The following is a 17,502-nucleotide window of genomic DNA, read 5'->3' as shown; positions in this document are numbered from 1 at the left end:
CACGCCGCCAGCGTTCGTCCTGAGCCAGGATCAAACTCTCCGTTTGATTCCTAGCGCTCTCTCGCTGGAATTGCTATAAACAATTCTTTTTATTCCTTATGCACTGTATTCTATTGACATGGTTCACGCCGCCGTTTCCGATTTCGTAGTGCCTCGTATCGGCGACAGGAGGTAGTATATTACGGATTGCTAAAAATTGCAACCCCCTATTTTTAAAAATTTCGTATATCTTTCAACTCCGACCTATTTAACCGCCATCTTGTCCAAGCGCCCAGCATAATAGGGGACAGACGCGCATTTCCATTTCCTCTCTACACTATTTGGCGATTCATCTGCGTGACGCCATTCCGTCTATGATAGGGCCGTCGAATATATCGCGACACGGCTGGAAAAATTTTGATATATGATATAATGCCGTTGTATGTACGATCGACTTCGGAGGTAAATAAATAATGTCGTATGCAACACGCAATGACAAGGACTTTTCGCTGGAACATAAGACCAAGAAAAAGAAGTCCTTTGTCTTTTCAATATTCTCATCACTGCTCCTGCTAGCCGCCGTTATCGGCGCGGTGGTCGCGGTAGCGATGATATTTTTCCTGAAGGACATCACGAATACGCTGCCCTCTTATCAGGATATGCTCGACCATCAACCAAGTCTCGCGACGACTATATATGACCGCAATGGTAAAGTGGTAACGCAGCTTTTCCAGGAAAACAGGACCTGGGTGAAGCTCGATGCGATCTCTCCCTGGATGGTCAAGGCGATATTGGCGGCGGAGGACGACTCTTTTTACGACCACTCCGGCATCAGGCCGGTCGCGATCGTCCGCGCGATAATCGTAGACATTTTCCATATGGGGGCAAAGCAGGGCGCGAGCACGATAACACAGCAGCTGGCGAGAAATTTGTTCCTCTCTAATGAGAAGACTATCATCCGCAAGGCGAAAGAGGCGGTTTTGGCGCTACGCCTTGAAAGGATATACACTAAGGATCAGCTGCTTGAGATGTATTTGAACACCATATATATGGGACACGGCGCCTACGGGGTGGAGGCGGCGGCAAAGACCTATTTCGCCAAAGCGCCGAAAAACCTCACGATAGACGAGTCGGCGATTTTAGCGGGGCTCGTAGCCGCGCCGGAGAAATATTCTCCCTTTAGGAGCGGAAAGAGCTCGCAGACGAGAAAGGCCTACGTCATGTGCCGAATGCTGGATCTTGATTGGATTTCAAAAGATGATTACGATTCCTATCTAAACAAGAATCCGGCTCTCGCCAAACGCACGGCGCGGACTAACTCTATATCTCTGGAAGGAGCGCCCTATTTTGTCTCGTACATCCTCTTCAAGCAGCTGCTTCCCAACTATGGTACCGATAAGATATACCGCGGCGGCCTAAAGGTCCACACGACGCTTGACATCGACCTTCAGAAGAAGGCGGAGGAGATCGTCTCAAAGATGCCGCATGAAGGGGCGCTTATCGCGTTGGACCCGAATACGGGAGAGATCCTCGCTATGGTGGGAGGCCGTGATTTCGATAAGAGCAAGTTTAACCGTGCGACGCAGGCCTACCGCCAGCCCGGCTCGTCTTTTAAACCGATCGTCTACGCGACGGCGCTTGAACAGGGCTACCGCGGCGTGGACCATATACTCGACGCGCCGCTGCTTTTCCCTAACGGCTGGTCACCGAGCAACTATACCTCCAATAAGTATGACGGCGAAATAACGCTGCTCACCGCACTCGCGAAATCGATCAACACCTCCGCGGTGCGTCTTGCGCAGATAGACGGCGTTGGACGTATCGCCGATCTTGCGCGCCGCATCGGTATCACGACCCCTTATCTGCCGGACGATCTTTCGGTGGCTCTCGGCACGGCGAGCGTAACGCCGCTTGAGATGTCTATCGCCTATTCCACCTTTGCAAACAACGGTTATAAGGTGGAGCCTTATGCCGTGAAGGAGATACTCTCCCAGCGCGGGGAATCTCTGGAGCAGAACGGCCCCAAGCTGACGAGCGCGATCTCCCCCACAACGGCCGTCTCGATACGCTCTATGCTCGAACAGGTCACAGGCTGGGGAACCGGCGCGAGAGCCAAGATCCCCAATTACGAGACCTTCGGTAAGACCGGTACGACAAACGACTGGACGGACGCCTGGTTCGTCGGGGGAGTCCCGGGACTTGTCGTGGTCGTATATATCGGCAACGACAATCATAAACCGCTGGGCGGCAGGTCTACCGGCGCGGTCGCGGCGCTGCCGGTGTGGAAGGAATTTGTCTCATACGCGGTCTCAAAGATGAACCTGCCCTCTTCCTTCTCCATCCCCGGCGACGCTGAGGTTGAGGCCGTAAGGGTCTGCAAGACAACAGGGTTCATCGCGGCGGAGGGATGCCCCGCGACAACGCTGCTGATGGCGCAGGGGCGCGCGCCTACATCCATCTGCCCGTGGCATGGAGGCTCGCTCTCGGCGGCGCGCGCGGATGATAACGCCCCACAGCTTTTGCTGGCGCCTATCGATGACGAGGCCACCTCCAATAAGTATGCGATGAAGCTTGCGGGGGAGGACCTCACACAGCCTCAGGACAATTCTGGGCAGACTGATTCCGCGCCGATACCGCAGAAGAAGGCTCCAGAGAAGGAGCCGGTAAAGCTGCCGAGTTCATCCGCTGATCCTTATAAGAAAGATCCAAGCCAGCAGACGGATATGGAGGCAAAGTATCAGGAATTGCTTCGAAAGTATAATATTATCGAATAAATACAGAAATTACCGTAAACGAATACAAAAAGCGAAGGCCGGAGTTTTGACGCTCCGGCCTTCGCTTTATATTATATTTTTCGGATCCGGCCAGGGGCTCGGCACGAAGGTCTTCTGGAAGAGATGGAGGGCGTACCGGTCGGTCATACCAGATATCATGTCAACCGCCTCCTGTGCGGAACCGCCGTTTTTATCCATGCGCGCGTTGAAGAGCGCCGTGAGGACATGTTCAACACGGGAATCTTCTATCTGAGCGTTGGCGCGTGTGTAGACGTGGCGGTAGAGGAAACTGCGAAGCCGCTCAATGTACCCAAGCATATCGTCGCTGAATCGGACCGCCTCCGGAGTGCTGTTTTCAATCACATCCATGATCATACCGTTTATTCTTTTGGAGTTTGGTATGGAGACGACCTCCCGCATCTCAGGCGTCATCTCGTTATCCTCGATGAGACCGGCACGCAGGGCATCATCGATGTCGTGGTTAAGGTAGGCCAGAGAGTCGGAGACACGGACGACCCAGGCCTCCATTGTCGTAGGATTGGTTAGGTCATAGCCGGAACGGACGTCCACCTGTCCCTTAGAGTGCTGAATGATCCCCATACGCACCTCCCAGGTGAGGTTTAGCCCACGGCCATCTTTCTCAATGCGGTCGACGACACGCAGGCTTTGTGCCGCATGGTGGAATCCAGTCAGGCCGTTTTGTTTCGCAAGCCTGTCAAGCACCGTTTCGCCCATGTGTCCGAAGGGGGTATGGCCGAGGTCATGTCCCAGCGCGACAGCCTCCGTGAGGTCCTCGTTGAGGCGCAGCGCGCGCGATATGGTACGCGCGATCTGAGATACCTCAAGGGTATGGGTGAGCCGTGTCCGGTAGTGGTCTCCCTCCGGCAGCAGCAGTACCTGGGTTTTGTATTTTAGCCGGCGGAATGATTTGCAGTGTATGATCCTATCTCTGTCGCGCTGAAAACAGGTGCGTATCGCGCAGGGCTCCTCCGGGCGCTCGCGCCCCCTGCTGTTCACCGCCAAACAGGCCTGCGGGGCCAGTATCTGTCTCTCTATCTCTTCCCAACGTTCGCGTATCGTCATCTATTCTTCTCCATTTATTGGCAGGTTTGTCAGCTTAAGGCCGTCGCAGGCCGCAAGCCACGACAGCGCGCGGAGGGTCTCCCCTGCCGGTAGATATCCTCCTCCCTATTATAGCCAACGGAAGCCTTACTGTACAACATTCCAGCCCTCAAAACATAATTTATCGGTCACGCATGGGAAAGGAGCGGGAAAGATATTCTGTTACGACAAAATAAATTTTCTTTTCCTTTGAGCATAAAGAGCGTATCGCCGCCGCCGACTTCAACGCCCTCCATCGATATAAAATCAGTCGGGGTAAAGCCAAGCAGAACGTTCTTTGCTTCAATTCCGGCAAAGGTTTCAAGCGCCTCCAGCAGTGGACGTGCTCCGTCGCCGTATATATCGTAACAGATCAGATTTTCGCTTTCCCTGCCCATTACCGCCACAACGCCCAAATCTTCGGATAGATAGACGCAATCTTTCATAAAGGAGGAACAATAGAACATCAGCAGCCCGAAGTTATCCCTCTCCGTAAACGCGGAATAGGGATTTGATTTTTTGTAATACTCCTCAAGTATCGCGACGTCCGCGGCAGCGGACATATCGAGTTTTCTGGTTTCGCCAATACGCCGCCTGTGCCGCAGCTCCACCGTATATTGATATTGTACGGCTCTTTCAAAACCGAATTTCGGATAAAAGTCCAGAACACCGTCATTGGCGAAAAGATATATCGCGTCGCTCTCTTTACGCCAGTCTTTCAGTATAGTTTCAAGCAGTCGGCGGCAAAATCCCCTTTTTCTGTATTCCGGCGCGGTCATAACGGTGCCAATCTGAATATATCTTCGCGGTTTGTGACGCCACTCCATGTCGATAATGTTCACGGATGCGTTTGCAACGACGTCATTTCCATACGTCAGCGCATAGGGAATATATTTTTCACGCCAGTAGCCTTCAGCGTACCATCCGGCGAAGGACAGTCCAAAGACACGTTCCGCCAACGCGAAGAAGCTGCCTCTAAGCTCCGCATTTTCTCTTATGTTTTTGTTCAATATGTGTTTCAGCGCGCCTCACACCCTCTCTGTGATAATAACGTAATAACAGGGGCCGCCTCCCTCTGCACGAAGGACGCGGCCCCTGTTTACTTTATTTCAGTGATCAGCCGTCGCCGGACTATTTAAGCACTCCAAGGGCGGCAAGGGCCGCTGAGAGGCGGGCGACCGGCACGCGGAAGGGCGAGCAGCTCACATAGTTGAGGCCCAGTTTGTTGCAGAAGGCGATGCTGGAGGGGTTGCCTCCGTGCTCTCCACAGATGCCGAGCTGGATCTCGGGACGTACAGAGCGCCCCTTCTCCACCGCGATCTCCATCAGAGCGCCGACACCGTCACGGTCCAGACGCGCGAAGGGATTCTCTTCAAAGACGCCCATCTCGACGTACTGTCCGAGGAATTTACCCTCAGCGTCGTCGCGCGAGTAACCGAAGGTGGTCTGCGTGAGGTCGTTGGTGCCGAAGCTGAAGAACTGCGCATATTCGGCGAGCTGGTCGGCGACCATGGCCGCGCGCGGCAGCTCGATCATCGTACCTACCATGTATTCAAGCGATACACCGCTCTCTTTGATAACCGCGGCGCCGATTTCATCGACGAGTTTACGCATACGCTTCATCTCTTCCTGGGTGCCGACGAGCGGGATCATGATATCGGGGATAATGTGCAGTCCCTTTTTGGTGAGCTTGCAGGCGGCGTTGAAGATGGCGCGGGCCTGCATCTCGTAGATTTCTGGGAATATCATGCCCAAGCAGCAGCCGCGGAAACCGAGCATCGGGTTCTGTTCGTGAAGTTCGCGCGCGCGGGCTATCGTGGCGTTGATCTTTTTCGCCTCAGCGCTCTCGGGAGCGAGTCCCTCAAGGGCCTTGGTCAGCTCCGGTATTTTCGGCAGGAATTCGTGGAGCGGCGGGTCGAGGAGACGCACCGTTACGGGCAGTCCCTCCATCGCCTCGAAGATACCGAGGAAGTCCTCTTCCTGCATCACTTCGAGCTTTTTAAGCTGCGCCACGCGCTCTTCCGTGGTGGTGGAGACGACCATCTCCTGCATGACCGGCAGGCGCTCGGCGGCCATGAACATGTGTTCGGTGCGGCAGAGGCCTATGCCCTTCGCGCCAAAACCACGGGCGCGGCGCGCGTCCTCCGGGGTATCGGCGTTGGCCCATACCTGGAGGTTCGATATCTTGTCGGCGTTTTCGAGCAGTTCACGGAAGTTTTCGTCAAACTGCGGCTCGATGAGCTCCATCTTCCCCAGGATTACGTCTCCGAGGGTTCCGTCAAGGGTGAGGAAGTCGTCTTTCTTGACGGTGACGCCGCCGACGGTAAAGGTCCCGCCCGCGAGATCGATCTTCACCGATTCCGCGCCGGATACGCAGGGCTTGCCGAGGCCGCGGGCGACGACGGCCGCGTGGCTCGTCATTCCGCCGTGGCTTGTGAGAACGCCCTGTGCCGCGAAGAGACCGTGAATGTCGTCTGGGGTCGTCTCGGGACGAACAAGGATGACGGCTTCGCCCTTTCCACCGCGTTCGGCGGCCTCGTCTGCGTCAAAGACCACTCTGCCGACCGCCGCGCCTGGCGAGGCGGGGAGTCCCTTGACGATCACATTACGTTTGGCCTTCGGGTCGATCTGCGGGTGAAGCAGCTGTTCTACCTGTTCCGGAGCGACGCGCGATACCGCGGTCGCCGCGTCGATGAGTCCCTCGTGGAGCATATCCATCGCGATCCTCACCGCCGCAGACGCGGTGCGTTTCCCGTTACGGGTCTGGAGGATGTAAAGTTTCCCTCTTTCAACGGTAAATTCTATATCCTGAGCGTCGCGGTAGTGGGTCTCAAGCAGCTTCGCGATACGGTGGAATTCTTTGTAGACCTCGGGCATCGCCGCTTCGAGCGAAGTGATAGGCACAGGGGTGCGGATACCGGCGACGACATCCTCGCCCTGGGCGTTGATGAGGTATTCTCCGAAGAGTTTGTTTTCTCCGTTGGATGGGCTTCTTGTGAAGCAGACGCCGGTGCCGCAGTCGTCTCCAAGGTTTCCGAATACCATCGTCACGATGTTCACCGCCGTACCGTATTCAGCGGGAATGTTGTTTATTTTGCGGTAGGTGATGGCGCGCGGCGTGTTCCAGCTGCGGAAGACGGCGTCTATCGCCAGACGCAGCTGCACCCAGGGATCTGAGGGGAATGTATGTCCGGCCTCTTCGACGATCTTCTTGTAGTCGACGACGAGTTTTTTGAGCTCTTCGGCGGGGATCTTGTAGTCCTCTTTCACGCTGGCGTTCTCTCTCGCCTGCGCGAGGCGTTCCTCAAATTTGTCAAGGTCTACCTCGAGGACGACGTCGGAGAACATCTGAATGAAACGGCGGTAGCTGTCATAGGCGAATCTCTCGTCGCCCGCCGATTTGGCGAGGGCGGCGACTGTATCATCGTTGAGTCCGAGGTTGAGGATCGTGTCCATCATTCCCGGCATCGAGACGGGAGCTCCGGAGCGTACCGATACAAGGAGGGGATTCTGCGAGGAGCCGAATTTTTTCCCGGCAAGCTCTTCCACTCTCGCCACCGCGGCCTCAACGTCGCTCCAAATGCTGGTGATGAAATCCTTTTCCTCCCAGTATTTATGGCAAGCTTCGGTGGTAATGATGAATCCTGGCGGTACCGGAAGTCCTATCTTCCACATCTGGGCAAGGTTCGCACCTTTGCCGCCCAGTAGCGTCCTCATGTCGGCGCTGCCTTCGTTGAAGTCGTAAATGTACTTTTTTGCTTCAACCATGCTACTACCTCCTCGAAATGAGAATAAAAACAGTCAACGCAACAATTTACCGCGTTTTAACAGTTTTTTTACCTCTTAGAAACTACCGCTATTGTAACACCCTTTACGCCAAAAACTTATTATTTCAATATACTGAAATCTCCGATCTGCATAAAGAAAGCCTGACATTCTTTAAGCAGCGCGATACGGTTGGCGCGCACCGCGGGATCGGGGTCCATCACGAGCACGTCGTTAAAGAACTGGGCGATCACCGGAGCCAACTCCGCCATTGTCGCGGCAAGTTTATCCCACTCGCAGCGTTCGACGGCGCTCTTGGCCTCTTTCGTCAGCTTGCCAAGTTCTCCGTAGAGATTCTTTTCCGCCTCCGTGGTGAATTTCGCGGCATCGATGGAGCCGGCCTCTTCCCCTGACTTGGAGAGCAGATTTTTCACGCGCACCGCCGCCGTGATGAGTTCGGCGAACCACGCCTCGCCGCTCGCCTTGGTCAGTACCTCGGCCAGACGGTATATCTGCAAAGGACGGCTGGGAACGGTCTGCATCGCGAGGGCCACCGCCTCATGGCTGAAGCCCTTTTCGCGCAGCTGCACCTGCTGGCGCAGGGCGATAAAGGCCTTCATCTTCTCTATACGCTCCGGCGCAAGCTCAAGCTGCGCGGCCGCCATTTCGAGGGCCTTGTCCATATCTATGTCGAGGGAGAGTCCCCAGATAAGTTCGTTGATGGTCCTTGCCGCGCGGCGCAGTCCGTAGGGGTCCTGCGACGAGGTAGGCTCGAGCCCTATCTTGTATATCGCCGCGAGCGTATCGAGACGCTCGCCGATGCCAAGCAGCGCGCCCGCTATATGCGAGGGCAGCTCGTCTCCAGCGAATCTCGGCAGGTACTGTTCGTAGAGCGCGAGGGCGACCTCTTCCGGCTCTCCGGCCTTACGCGCGTATTCGCGTCCCATGACTCCCTGCACGTCGGAAAATTCGTAGACCATGTTCATGACAAGGTCGGCCTTCGCGAGGTCGCAGGCGCGCGCGAGCTTTGTCCGGTCGACGTCGCTTTTAAGCTCGTCCGCAAGCCAGAGGGTGAGTTTCTTGATACGCTGCACCTTGTCGTAGACGGAGCCCAGCTGTTCCTGATAGGTCACGTTCTTGAGCTCTTCGGCGCGGGTGTCGAGCGACTTCTGCTGGTCCTCTTTCCAGAAGAAGGCCGCGTCGTAGAGACGCGCGCGCAGAACGCGCTCGTTGCCCTCCCGCACGACGTTCATATCTTTCGCGCGGTTGTTGCTGACGCCGATGAAGTTGGCCATCAGTTTGCCGTTCGCGTCATGGACCGGGAAGTAACGCTGGTTTTTGGCCATCGAGAGGATGAGCACCTCGGCGGGGATGTCGAGAAACTCCTTGTCAAAGCTGCCGTAAAAGGGTATCGGGTATTCGTTGAGATGTACGTTTTCCTCAAGCAGCTCGGGATCGACGGTGACCTTCGCGCCAAGCTCCTTTTCGATCTCGGCGACGCCGGCGAGTATCATCGCCTTGCGTTCCTCAGGATCGGTGACGACAAAATTTTCACGCATCGCCGCCGCGTAGGAGGCGGCGTCTTTCACCGGCACGGACTCGCTCCCCATGAAGCGGTGGCCCCTGGAGGCGGTACCGCTCTTTACGCCGCCGAATGATATATCGACGGGACGGTCGCCGTAGAGCGCCACGAGCCAGCGCACGGGACGCGCGAAACGCACCGTCTTGTCGGCCCAGTACATGCTCTTCGGGAATGAGAGGCGATGGATGATCTTTTCAAGGAGCTGGGGCAGGACCTCCATCGTCGGCTGCCCGCTGGTGCGCTTCTCGGCCACGACGTACTCCGCGCCGCCTATGGTCTCAACTTTAAGCTCTGAGACCTCGACCCCTTTGCTGCGCGCGAAACCCTGCGCCGCCTTTGTGGGGTTGCCCTCGGCGTCGAAGGCCTGCGCCTTCATCGGCCCCTTTGAGACCTCTACGGAATCCTCCTGATGGTCGGAGAGATCCTTTACTGTGATAACGAGGCGGCGCGGCGTGCACTCCGACTTGATCCCGCCGTGCGGTATATGCGCTCCGGAGAGCTCCTCTTCCGCGTACTGGACGAGGTCGGCGAGCGTCTTCGGCATAAACCTCGCGGGTATTTCTTCGGTTCCTATTTCAAAGAGAAGGTCGGACATCAGCGGACGCCTCCTTTTTCGTATTTGTCAAATCTTCCCATCAGCGGGTGCCCCATCTCCTCGCGCTGCTTGACGTATGCCTGGCAGCAGGCGGAGGCGAGGTTTCTAACGCGGCCTATATAGCCGGTCCTCTCGGTGACGCTGATGGCGTTTCTCGCGTCGAGCAGGTTGAAGGAATGCGAACATTTAAGGACGTAATCGTAGGCGGGAAGCACAAGCCCTGCCTCAAGCACGCGCTTCGACTCCGCCTCGTATTTGTTGAATAGATTGAAAAGCATCTCCGTGTCGGCGATCTCAAAGTTGTATGTCGAATTTTCGACCTCACCCTTGTGGTGAACGTCGCCGTATTTGATCTCGCCAACCCACTGCAGGTCGTAAACGTTGTCGACCTTTTGGACGAACATCGCGATCCTTTCGAGACCGTAGGTGAGCTCCGCGGGCACGACATCCATGTCAAGCGAACCCATCTGCTGGAAGTAGGTGAACTGAGTGACCTCCATGCCGTCAAGCCAGACCTCCCAGCCAAGCCCCCAGGCGCCGGTCGTCGGGTTTTCCCAGTCGTCCTCGACAAAGCGGATATCATGCTCCGCCGGATCGATGCCGAGAACCTTCAGGCTTTCGATATACATCTCCTGGATGTTGTCGGGCGTCGGCTGGATGATGACCTGGTACTGGTAATAATGCTGAAGCCTGTTGGGGTTTTCTCCGTATCTTCCGTCTGTTGGTCTTCTGGAAGGTTCAACGTAAGCTACGCGCCAGGGCTCAGGACCGAGAACACGCAGTGTCGTAGCGGGATTCATCGTACCGGCGCCGACTTCCAAGTCGTACGGCTGCTGGATGACGCAACCCTGAGAAGCCCAAAAATGCTCAAGGCGCATAACTATCTCTTGAAAATTCACCTTCTGTTGCCTCCTTTGATGAGTGCTGCTCTTCTATATTTGAACTATTTTAGCGCATATTGCTAAAATATGGCGATAACATTTTTAAATTCTTAATATAACAATCTTTTTGACGTGTTTCACATGACCAGAGGATGAATTTTTCATGCGGAAGGGCGACAGCCCGCCTAAGCTCCGCGAGCTCATCGGCGCCCACCTCCTCCCCCCTGCCCTGCGAACAGCGGCGGCAGCACATCCCCGCCTGCGTCAGCCGGCCGCCCTCTGTAAGCAGACCGCCGCATTCGACGCAGAGGTCAAGGGAGGGGGCGATCCCCATAAGATTCAGCAGCTTCCAGGTAAAACGAAGCTCCACGATGTAGGAGGGACATTTTTCGCGCAGCTGTACCAGCGCGCTCCAGAGCATCCGCAGCAGCGCGTCGTTCTCACAGTCCGCCGGGGCCTCTTTCGAGGTCCGCTTATAGATGCGCAGCGCGCAGAGAAGGGACGCCGGCGACTGGCGCAGCGACAGAAAGTCCTCTTTGACCTCCGCGCCCTGCAGATATAGTTTTGACGGGCTCTGGTAAAGTAAAAATTCGCCCCAGGTCAGCGGTTCGGTGGAACCTCCGAAGCGGTTTTTTCCCGTCGCCGCGGGGGCGCTGACCCACCGCGGGCCAAACTCGCGCATAAAAAGCAGAAGGGACTGCCCCTCCCTGGAGGAATCCCTTCTTAGAAGCACCGTTCCCGTCTTTGAGTAGTGCCCCTGCGGCAGCTGGACGGGGATCAACTATTGTACCCCAGCCTCCGCAGCTCTTCCGGCGATTTGCGCCATCCGGGTTTCACCTTTACCCAAAGCTGGAGGAATACCTTGTGGCCGAATTTCTCCTCAAGCTCCTTGCGGGCTTCGCTGCCGATCTGTTTCAGCATCGCGCCGTTCTTACCAATGATGATCCCCTTCTGTCCGGGACGGTCGACGATTATCGTGGCGCGGATATCGCAGACCTTTTTATCAGGAAACTCGTCGGGGCTCTTGAACTCGTCAATGATCACGGCCACTCCGTGGGGGACCTCTTCGTTGGTGTGGCGGAATATCTTCTCGCGGATGACCTCCGAGGCGAGAAAGCGCTCCGTAGAATCCATCAGCATATCCTCGGGATAGATCGGCGGCTGCTCCGGCAGCAGGGCGCTGATCGCCGCCGCGAGCTCCTCCAGCCCTCGGCGGTTGTTGGCCGACACGGGAACGACGGCGGCGGGTTTTATATATTTTTCATAGACCGCCGCGGCCTTTTTATAGTCCTCAAAGTCCGCCAGCTTGTCGATCTTGTTCACGGCCAGCACAACGGGCTGCGAGACATTCTCCAGCACTTTGAGGATGATTTCGTCCTTTTCGCTCACGGCGCGGTCCTGCGCCTCGACGACATAGCAGACGGCGTCCACAAGCATGAGAGACTCCTCCGCCTCTTTCATCATAAAGTCGCCCAGCGCATGCTGAGGCACATGGATGCCTGGGGTGTCCACAAAGACGATCTGTTCGTCTTCCGAGGTATATATGCAGCGCACGGCGTTGCGGGTGGTCTGCGGCTTCGGTGAGACCGCCGCCACCTTCTCTTTGAGCAGCGCGTTTATTATCGACGATTTTCCCACGTTGGGACGTCCCAGCAGGGCGGCAAAGCCGCTGCGGAATTTTTTTTCTTCACTCATTAACATTCACTCTCTCTTCGTGCGCGCCGCCTCAGCGATTTTCCTCCAAAGAAAACGAAAGCGGCAGCAGCTCTCTTAATGTATAGATCACAGGCTCGTCGGCATCCTTCAGCACTACGGCCATATCGGGATTGAATTCGGCGAGAAACTGGCGGCAGGCGCCGCATGGCGGGCAGAAAACGCCCTCGGGACCGGCCACGGCGACGGCAAGCGGCAGACGCAGCCCTTTGGTGAGGGCGGTCGTCATCGCGTTGCGTTCCGCGCAGATAGAGAGGCTGTAGCTGGCGTTCTCCACGTTGCAGCCGGAGACGGTGAGGCCGTTTTCGAATAGCAGCGCCGCGCCGACGCAGAAACCCGAATAGGGGGCGTAGGCCGCCGCCCGGGCCCGGGCGGCCTCGGCGAGAAGTTTCTTCGCCGCCGCTTTCTCAAGCAGCGGGTTCTCAGCCATCGTCCTAGCCCTCCGCAAAAAATCCGGCGACCAGAGAATCCTGTACCTGCCACATACGCTCGCGCTCCGCGTCGTCGGCATGGTCAAAGCCGATGAGGTGAAGAAAACCGTGACAGATGACGAGCACCGTTTCATACTCTGCGGTTTTGCCGTTATCGGCGGCGTTCTTCGCGACGATCTCTGGGCAGACGATGATGTCGCCAAGCGTAAGCCGCTCCCAGTCTTCCGGCGGCTCGAACCCGCCGTCCTCATTTTCCCACATCGGGAAGGAAAGCACGTCCGTAGGACCGGCAACTTCCCGGTATTCCTCATTGATCCCGGCGATCTGATTCACATCCGCGAAGGTAAGCGATATCTCGCACTCCGCGGCCGCCTCGGGGAGGATCTTGGTTTCTTCAAGATAGGCGGACAGTATTTTCTCCAGCTTCTTTATCCTTTCGCCGCAGCACATGGAGCTGTTGCTCTCGTTAAATATCTCACCGCAGTGTATCGTGGTTTTCATCCTTTTCATCCTCCTCTTTTTTCTCTGTCTCGCCGGTATCGGCGACAGGAACGACGGCGGTTTCGATCATGCCGGCGGGTATCTCTTTATGTTCTCCGCCCTTGAGCTTGGCCTCTTTGATTATCTCGTTGATATTCTTTACCTCGCGGGAATGGTAGGTCACCTGGAATACCTCCATGAAGGCCTCCGTGATCAGCGACATCTCCTTCATCGTAAAGTCAACATCGTTGAGCTGGTTGCTCTCGATCTTGCTGCGAATGACCTGATTTATAAAATCAGAGAGCTCCCTGTTGTTCTCAAAGGGCTTGTTGCGCGCCTTGACCGCTGCCTCCACGGAATCTGCGAGCATTACGAGCGCCGTCTCGCGCGACTGCGGCCGCGGCCCCGGATAGCGGAACTGGGCCTCGGTGACATCCTCGCCGAGCGCCTTCGCCTTTTCGTAGAAATACCTCTGCGAGGTGGTGCCGTGATGTTCGCTGATGAAGCGGCGCAGGGACTTTGGCAGGTTGGTCTGCGCGGCGATATCAAGCCCCTCCTTCACATGCGATATCAGCAGCTGCCCCGAGAGCGTCGGCGGCAGGCTGTCGTGGATGTTCTTGCCGTGGCGCTGGTTTTCAACAAAATACTGCGGGTTCTTGAGCTTGCCGATGTCATGGTAGTAGGCGCCCGCCTTTACAAGGAGCCCGTTCATGTGCAGCTTGTCTGCCGCCGCCTCGGCGAGCGTACCGACCATAAGGACGTGGTTGTATGTTCCGGGAGCCTCCATCTGCAGCCTCTTGATAAGCGGCTGCGAGGGGTGGCTCAGTTCGAGCAGCCGCAGCGGCGAGAGGACGTCGAAGACATTCTCCCACAGAGGCAGCAGCGCGACGACGATCGTCCCCCAGATCGCGCTGAAGAGCACCGCGCCGAGGGCGAGATTATAGTCAAAGTAGAGGCCGAGCCCCCAGTGAATACAGATCGAGGCGGCGCCGAGGCAGAGCCCAAGGAAAAAGAGATTGCGCCAGATGGTGATGCGGTGGTTTGGCGGGTCAATAAAGAGGATACGGCCAATACCCGCGGAGAAGGCCGCGAGGATACAGCCGAGACATACGATGCCGGGGTTGGTGCCAAAGGCGATGATGACGCTGATCACGCCGCCGCCGAAGATGATATGGAATGAAAGCGATACGGGCAGTGTAAGGCAGAGCCAGCCGGTAAGGCCGAGTACCGCCATCGAGTAGCCGCCGAAGCGGGCGAAGACGACCTCGAGGGTCCAGACGACGGAAAGCACGACGGCGATGTATATCCACTCGCGCATCGAAAGTTTTTCACGCAGGCCACTGGCGATCCACACCGGCCAGAAGCTCCAGATGGTGATCGCGCCAAGGATAAAGATAAGGTGTTTCCAGGGAAAGGTGGCGTCCGGATAACCCTGCGAGGCAAGCAGCTTCGCCAGCGAAGGGGTGACGACCTGCCCCTTCTGTACCAGCACGGAGCCAGGACGTATCTCCTTTATGACGGAGGGTATCTGCGCGGCGACATCTTCGCGCAGTTTTTGGACCATCTCCCCGTCGGACTGCAGCGAGGGGTTGAGAACCACGTCAAGCATCTGAAAGGCGACATTGCGCTCGGACTGCGAGAGCTTCGTCTCTTTAAGGTATTTCCAGATGAGGGTGGTCTGCTGCTCACGATCCGTCGATTCGTCGCGGACCTTCCGGCCAATATCGAGGGCGGCTTCGACGATCTCTCTCTGCGAGGCGGCGCTCTGCCTGTTGTAGATGCTGAGCAGCGGCGCGTTGAATAGCTGTTTGAGTTCGCCCTTTTCCAGCAGTTCAAGACGCCGCGAGACCTCAAAGGCGATCTTTTCATCCTGCACCATGACGTCGATAATACGCGACGCCGCGCGCTGGCGCAGTTCGAGCGTCGCCGCCCGGTCCTCATAGCGAGCGGAGGTGAGGGCGAAGTATGTCCTTTCGGAGGGGATACCGATCTGGTAGTTCTCCCTCCGGTCAAACATGTACCAGTTGACGCTTACAAGCAGCGTCGCGACACAGAGGAGGATAGCCCGAAAAATGATATACTGCCTGTTTTCGCGCCTGAATGAAAATTTGCCGAATACGGCCTTTAAATTATCTTTCAGCCTGTTTTTCTGCTCTCCGTCTGTCATAGTCTTCGTAGGCCCTCACTATTCTCTGTACTATCTCATGGCGCACCACGTCGCCGTCGTTGAGCTTGATGAAGGAGACGCCGGGGACACCCTTCAGGATATCCTGCACAACCTTTAGCCCTGATTCTTTTGTGCCGGGCAGGTCGACCTGCGTGATATCCCCCGTTATTACGGCCTTCGAGCCGAAGCCGAGGCGCGTAAGGAACATCTTCATCTGCTCGGGCGTCGTGTTCTGCGCCTCGTCGAGGATGATGAAACTGTCGTTGAGCGTGCGCCCGCGCATATAGGCCAGCGGCGCGAGCTCGATGACGCCCTTTTCAAAGTAACGGTCGAACCTCTCCGCCGGAAGCAGCTCATAAAATGCGTCATAGAGCGGCCTCAGGTAGGGGGCGCCCTTTTCGTTCATATCGCCGGGAAGATAACCGAGGCGCTCCCCCGCTTCGACTACCGGACGCACGAGGATGATGCGGCTGATCTTCGCGGACTTCAGATAGGCGACGGCCTGGGCGACGGCAAGATAGGTCTTTCCGGTGCCCGCGGGGCCGATGCCGAAGGTTATATCGTTGTCGCGAATGGCCTGGATGTAGCCCTTCTGTCCGTTCGTATATGGACGGATGGCCTTGCCCCGGTTGCTTATACAGACAATGTCGTTGTAGAGCGACCGCAGATTTACCGTCTCGCCGTTCTGGATGCTGTGGAGCCCGTAGCGTATCTCGGCGCTGTTGAACTTATGGCCGGAGAGCGAGAGCTCGGCATACTGCACGAGCAGGTTCTCAAGCTTTTTTATCAGCGCTTCGTCGTCGCCCTTAATAGAGAGCGAGCTGCCCCGCGCGTATACCTTGACGGGGAAGCTCTGCTCTACAAGGCGCAGTATCTCTTCGTGCTCGGCGAGCAGCTTCACGACGGAGGCGTCGGTAAGCGAGAGGAGATTTTCGGCCTCCTGTTTTGTTTCTTTCATTACTTTAGAATTCGCCTATACCCTTTCTACCGCCTTAACCTCGGGCACCTCCGCGATGACCGCCTGCTCGACGGTCATGCGCAGCGTCTCAAGCGCGAAGGGGCAGCTGCCGCAGGCGCCCTCCATCGCTACATAGAGCGTGGCGGTGGGTTCGTCGTATTTTACGAAAGAACAGTCGCCTCCGTGTGACTGAAGCGCGGGTGATACGTGGTTCGCAAGTACTTCCTTGATTTTTTCCTCTGTCGTCATAAGAATTCCTCCAAATTTATTTGTTTTTTGCTTCTTTCCAAAATTCGTCCAGCTCGTCCAAGGTATAATCTTTCCACGGCCGGCCTGATTTTTCAACCGACTTTTCCACATCCCTGAAACGGGCGTCAAATTTTTCACAGGCCCGGTGGAGATTGATCTCAGGATCTATCCCCAGATGGCGAGAAAGGTTGACGGCGGCGAAGATGAGATCTCCAAGTTCCTCCGCGACATCCTCTTTGCCCTTGCAGGCCATCGCCTCTTTCAGCTCCGCGACCTCTTCCTCGACCTTGGCCAATACCGGCGCGGTATCGCCCTTCGGCCAGTCGAATCCCGGCTTCGCGGCACGCTCCTGTATCCGGTAGGCGCGCAGCAGGGCGGGCATTCCGCGGGGGATACCGGCCATATAAGAGGAATCCTCATCCTTGCCTTTGCGCTCCGCCGTTTTTATCTGCTCCCAGTTGCGCAGCACATCGTCGGAATCTTTGACGCTTATATCGCCGAAAACATGGGGATGGCGCCTGACGAGCTTGTTGATAAGCCCATCCATCACGTTCGAGATCGTGAAGTCGCCGCGTTCTTCGGCCATACAGGAGATAAAGACCACCTGCAGCATGAGGTCGCCGCACTCCTCGCACATATTCGGGATATTCTGCGATTCTATCGCCTGGATAAGCTCATAGGCCTCTTCGATTATGTAGCGGCGCAGCGACATGTAGTCCTGCTCCCTATCCCAGGGGCAGCCGTCCGGCGCGCGCAGGCGCTTCATCACTTCGACCAGCCTGACAAATTTTTCCGACATTGACTTTTCTTCCTGCATGGCAAATCCC

At 56.5% G+C, this 17,502-nt stretch carries 14 protein-coding genes; 1 reads left to right on the top strand and 13 read right to left on the bottom strand.

Annotated elements, in window-relative coordinates; all coding sequences use genetic code 11:
* Window positions 1-452 precede the first annotated feature (452 nt).
* Window positions 453-2,753, top strand: a complete 2,301-nt coding sequence (locus tag LIO98_RS03220; protein WP_291953292.1) for a PBP1A family penicillin-binding protein — start codon at window positions 453-455, stop codon at window positions 2,751-2,753.
* Between the two features lie 66 nt (window positions 2,754-2,819).
* Here LIO98_RS03220 and LIO98_RS03215 read toward each other — a convergent pair whose 3' ends face one another.
* The 13 genes from LIO98_RS03215 to mazG all read right to left on the bottom strand — a co-directional run bounded on the left by LIO98_RS03215 (window position 2,820) and on the right by mazG (window position 17,492).
* Window positions 2,820-3,836, bottom strand: coding sequence for a deoxyguanosinetriphosphate triphosphohydrolase (locus LIO98_RS03215; protein WP_291953290.1), 1,017 nt, complete (start codon window positions 3,834-3,836; stop codon window positions 2,820-2,822).
* A 167-nt stretch (window positions 3,837-4,003) separates the two neighbouring features.
* On the bottom strand, window positions 4,004-4,864 hold the full coding sequence (locus tag LIO98_RS03210; protein WP_291953288.1) for a GNAT family N-acetyltransferase: 861 nt from the start codon (window positions 4,862-4,864) through the stop codon (window positions 4,004-4,006).
* A 121-nt stretch (window positions 4,865-4,985) separates the two neighbouring features.
* Window positions 4,986-7,622 (bottom strand): pyruvate, phosphate dikinase, encoded by a 2,637-nt coding sequence (gene ppdK / locus LIO98_RS03205; protein ID WP_291953287.1) that lies wholly within the window; start codon window positions 7,620-7,622, stop codon window positions 4,986-4,988.
* Window positions 7,623-7,741: 119 nt separating this feature from the next.
* Complete coding sequence (gene glyS / locus LIO98_RS03200; RefSeq protein ID WP_291953285.1) at window positions 7,742-9,796, bottom strand: glycine--tRNA ligase subunit beta; 2,055 nt, start codon at window positions 9,794-9,796, stop codon at window positions 7,742-7,744.
* Window positions 9,796-10,695, bottom strand: coding sequence for a glycine--tRNA ligase subunit alpha (gene glyQ / locus LIO98_RS03195; RefSeq protein WP_291953282.1), 900 nt, complete (start codon window positions 10,693-10,695; stop codon window positions 9,796-9,798). The genes glyS and glyQ overlap by 1 nt, the downstream gene beginning before the upstream one ends.
* A gap of 49 nt (window positions 10,696-10,744) precedes the next feature.
* Window positions 10,745-11,458, bottom strand: a complete 714-nt coding sequence (locus tag LIO98_RS03190; RefSeq protein ID WP_291953280.1) for a DNA repair protein RecO C-terminal domain-containing protein — start codon at window positions 11,456-11,458, stop codon at window positions 10,745-10,747.
* Window positions 11,455-12,372 (bottom strand): GTPase Era, encoded by a 918-nt coding sequence (era, locus tag LIO98_RS03185; RefSeq protein ID WP_291953278.1) that lies wholly within the window; start codon window positions 12,370-12,372, stop codon window positions 11,455-11,457. Before era ends, LIO98_RS03190 begins: the two co-directional genes overlap by 4 nt.
* A gap of 31 nt (window positions 12,373-12,403) precedes the next feature.
* Window positions 12,404-12,820: a cytidine deaminase gene (gene cdd / locus LIO98_RS03180; protein ID WP_291953276.1), complete on the bottom strand. Its 417-nt coding sequence runs from the start codon at window positions 12,818-12,820 to the stop codon at window positions 12,404-12,406.
* 4 nt (window positions 12,821-12,824) lie between these two features.
* Window positions 12,825-13,322 carry an rRNA maturation RNase YbeY gene (ybeY, locus tag LIO98_RS03175; protein ID WP_291953274.1) on the bottom strand — a complete coding sequence of 166 codons (498 nt, stop codon included), beginning with the start codon at window positions 13,320-13,322 and terminating at the stop codon, window positions 12,825-12,827.
* Window positions 13,297-15,468 carry an HDIG domain-containing metalloprotein gene (locus LIO98_RS03170; protein WP_291953272.1) on the bottom strand — a complete coding sequence of 724 codons (2,172 nt, stop codon included), beginning with the start codon at window positions 15,466-15,468 and terminating at the stop codon, window positions 13,297-13,299. The genes ybeY and LIO98_RS03170 overlap by 26 nt, the downstream gene beginning before the upstream one ends.
* A complete protein-coding gene (locus LIO98_RS03165) occupies window positions 15,431-16,426 on the bottom strand; it encodes a PhoH family protein (RefSeq protein ID WP_291953270.1) in 996 nt (331 codons plus the stop codon). The genes LIO98_RS03170 and LIO98_RS03165 overlap by 38 nt, the downstream gene beginning before the upstream one ends.
* 15 nt (window positions 16,427-16,441) lie before the next feature.
* Window positions 16,442-16,675: a NifU family protein gene (locus LIO98_RS03160; protein WP_066744287.1), complete on the bottom strand. Its 234-nt coding sequence runs from the start codon at window positions 16,673-16,675 to the stop codon at window positions 16,442-16,444.
* 16 nt (window positions 16,676-16,691) lie between these two features.
* Window positions 16,692-17,492, bottom strand: coding sequence for a nucleoside triphosphate pyrophosphohydrolase (mazG, locus tag LIO98_RS03155; protein ID WP_291953267.1), 801 nt, complete (start codon window positions 17,490-17,492; stop codon window positions 16,692-16,694).
* Window positions 17,493-17,502: the final 10 nt, after the last annotated feature.

This window comes from Cloacibacillus sp. (assembly GCF_020860125.1).
GTDB lineage: Bacteria > Synergistota > Synergistia > Synergistales > Synergistaceae > Cloacibacillus.
The sequence above is the reverse complement of the archived record's forward strand: the minus strand, read 5'-3'. Positions and strand labels throughout refer to the sequence as shown.

What these genes read in the sequence shown, in the direction of transcription:
- LIO98_RS03220 (WP_291953292.1), top strand. Translation starts at nt 453, where the DNA reads ATGTCGTATGCAACACGCAATGACAAGGACTTTTCGCTGGAACATAAG.
- LIO98_RS03215 (WP_291953290.1), bottom strand. Translation starts at nt 3,836, where the DNA reads ATGACGATACGCGAACGTTGGGAAGAGATAGAGAGACAGATACTGGCC.
- ppdK (WP_291953287.1), bottom strand. Translation starts at nt 7,622, where the DNA reads ATGGTTGAAGCAAAAAAGTACATTTACGACTTCAACGAAGGCAGCGCC.
- glyS (WP_291953285.1), bottom strand. Translation starts at nt 9,796, where the DNA reads ATGTCCGACCTTCTCTTTGAAATAGGAACCGAAGAAATACCCGCGAGG.
- era (WP_291953278.1), bottom strand. Translation starts at nt 12,372, where the DNA reads ATGAGTGAAGAAAAAAAATTCCGCAGCGGCTTTGCCGCCCTGCTGGGA.
- cdd (WP_291953276.1), bottom strand. Translation starts at nt 12,820, where the DNA reads ATGGCTGAGAACCCGCTGCTTGAGAAAGCGGCGGCGAAGAAACTTCTC.
- ybeY (WP_291953274.1), bottom strand. Translation starts at nt 13,322, where the DNA reads ATGAAAACCACGATACACTGCGGTGAGATATTTAACGAGAGCAACAGC.
- LIO98_RS03170 (WP_291953272.1), bottom strand. Translation starts at nt 15,468, where the DNA reads ATGACAGACGGAGAGCAGAAAAACAGGCTGAAAGATAATTTAAAGGCC.
- LIO98_RS03165 (WP_291953270.1), bottom strand. Translation starts at nt 16,426, where the DNA reads ATGAAAGAAACAAAACAGGAGGCCGAAAATCTCCTCTCGCTTACCGAC.
- LIO98_RS03160 (WP_066744287.1), bottom strand. Translation starts at nt 16,675, where the DNA reads ATGACGACAGAGGAAAAAATCAAGGAAGTACTTGCGAACCACGTATCA.
- mazG (WP_291953267.1), bottom strand. Translation starts at nt 17,492, where the DNA reads ATGCAGGAAGAAAAGTCAATGTCGGAAAAATTTGTCAGGCTGGTCGAA.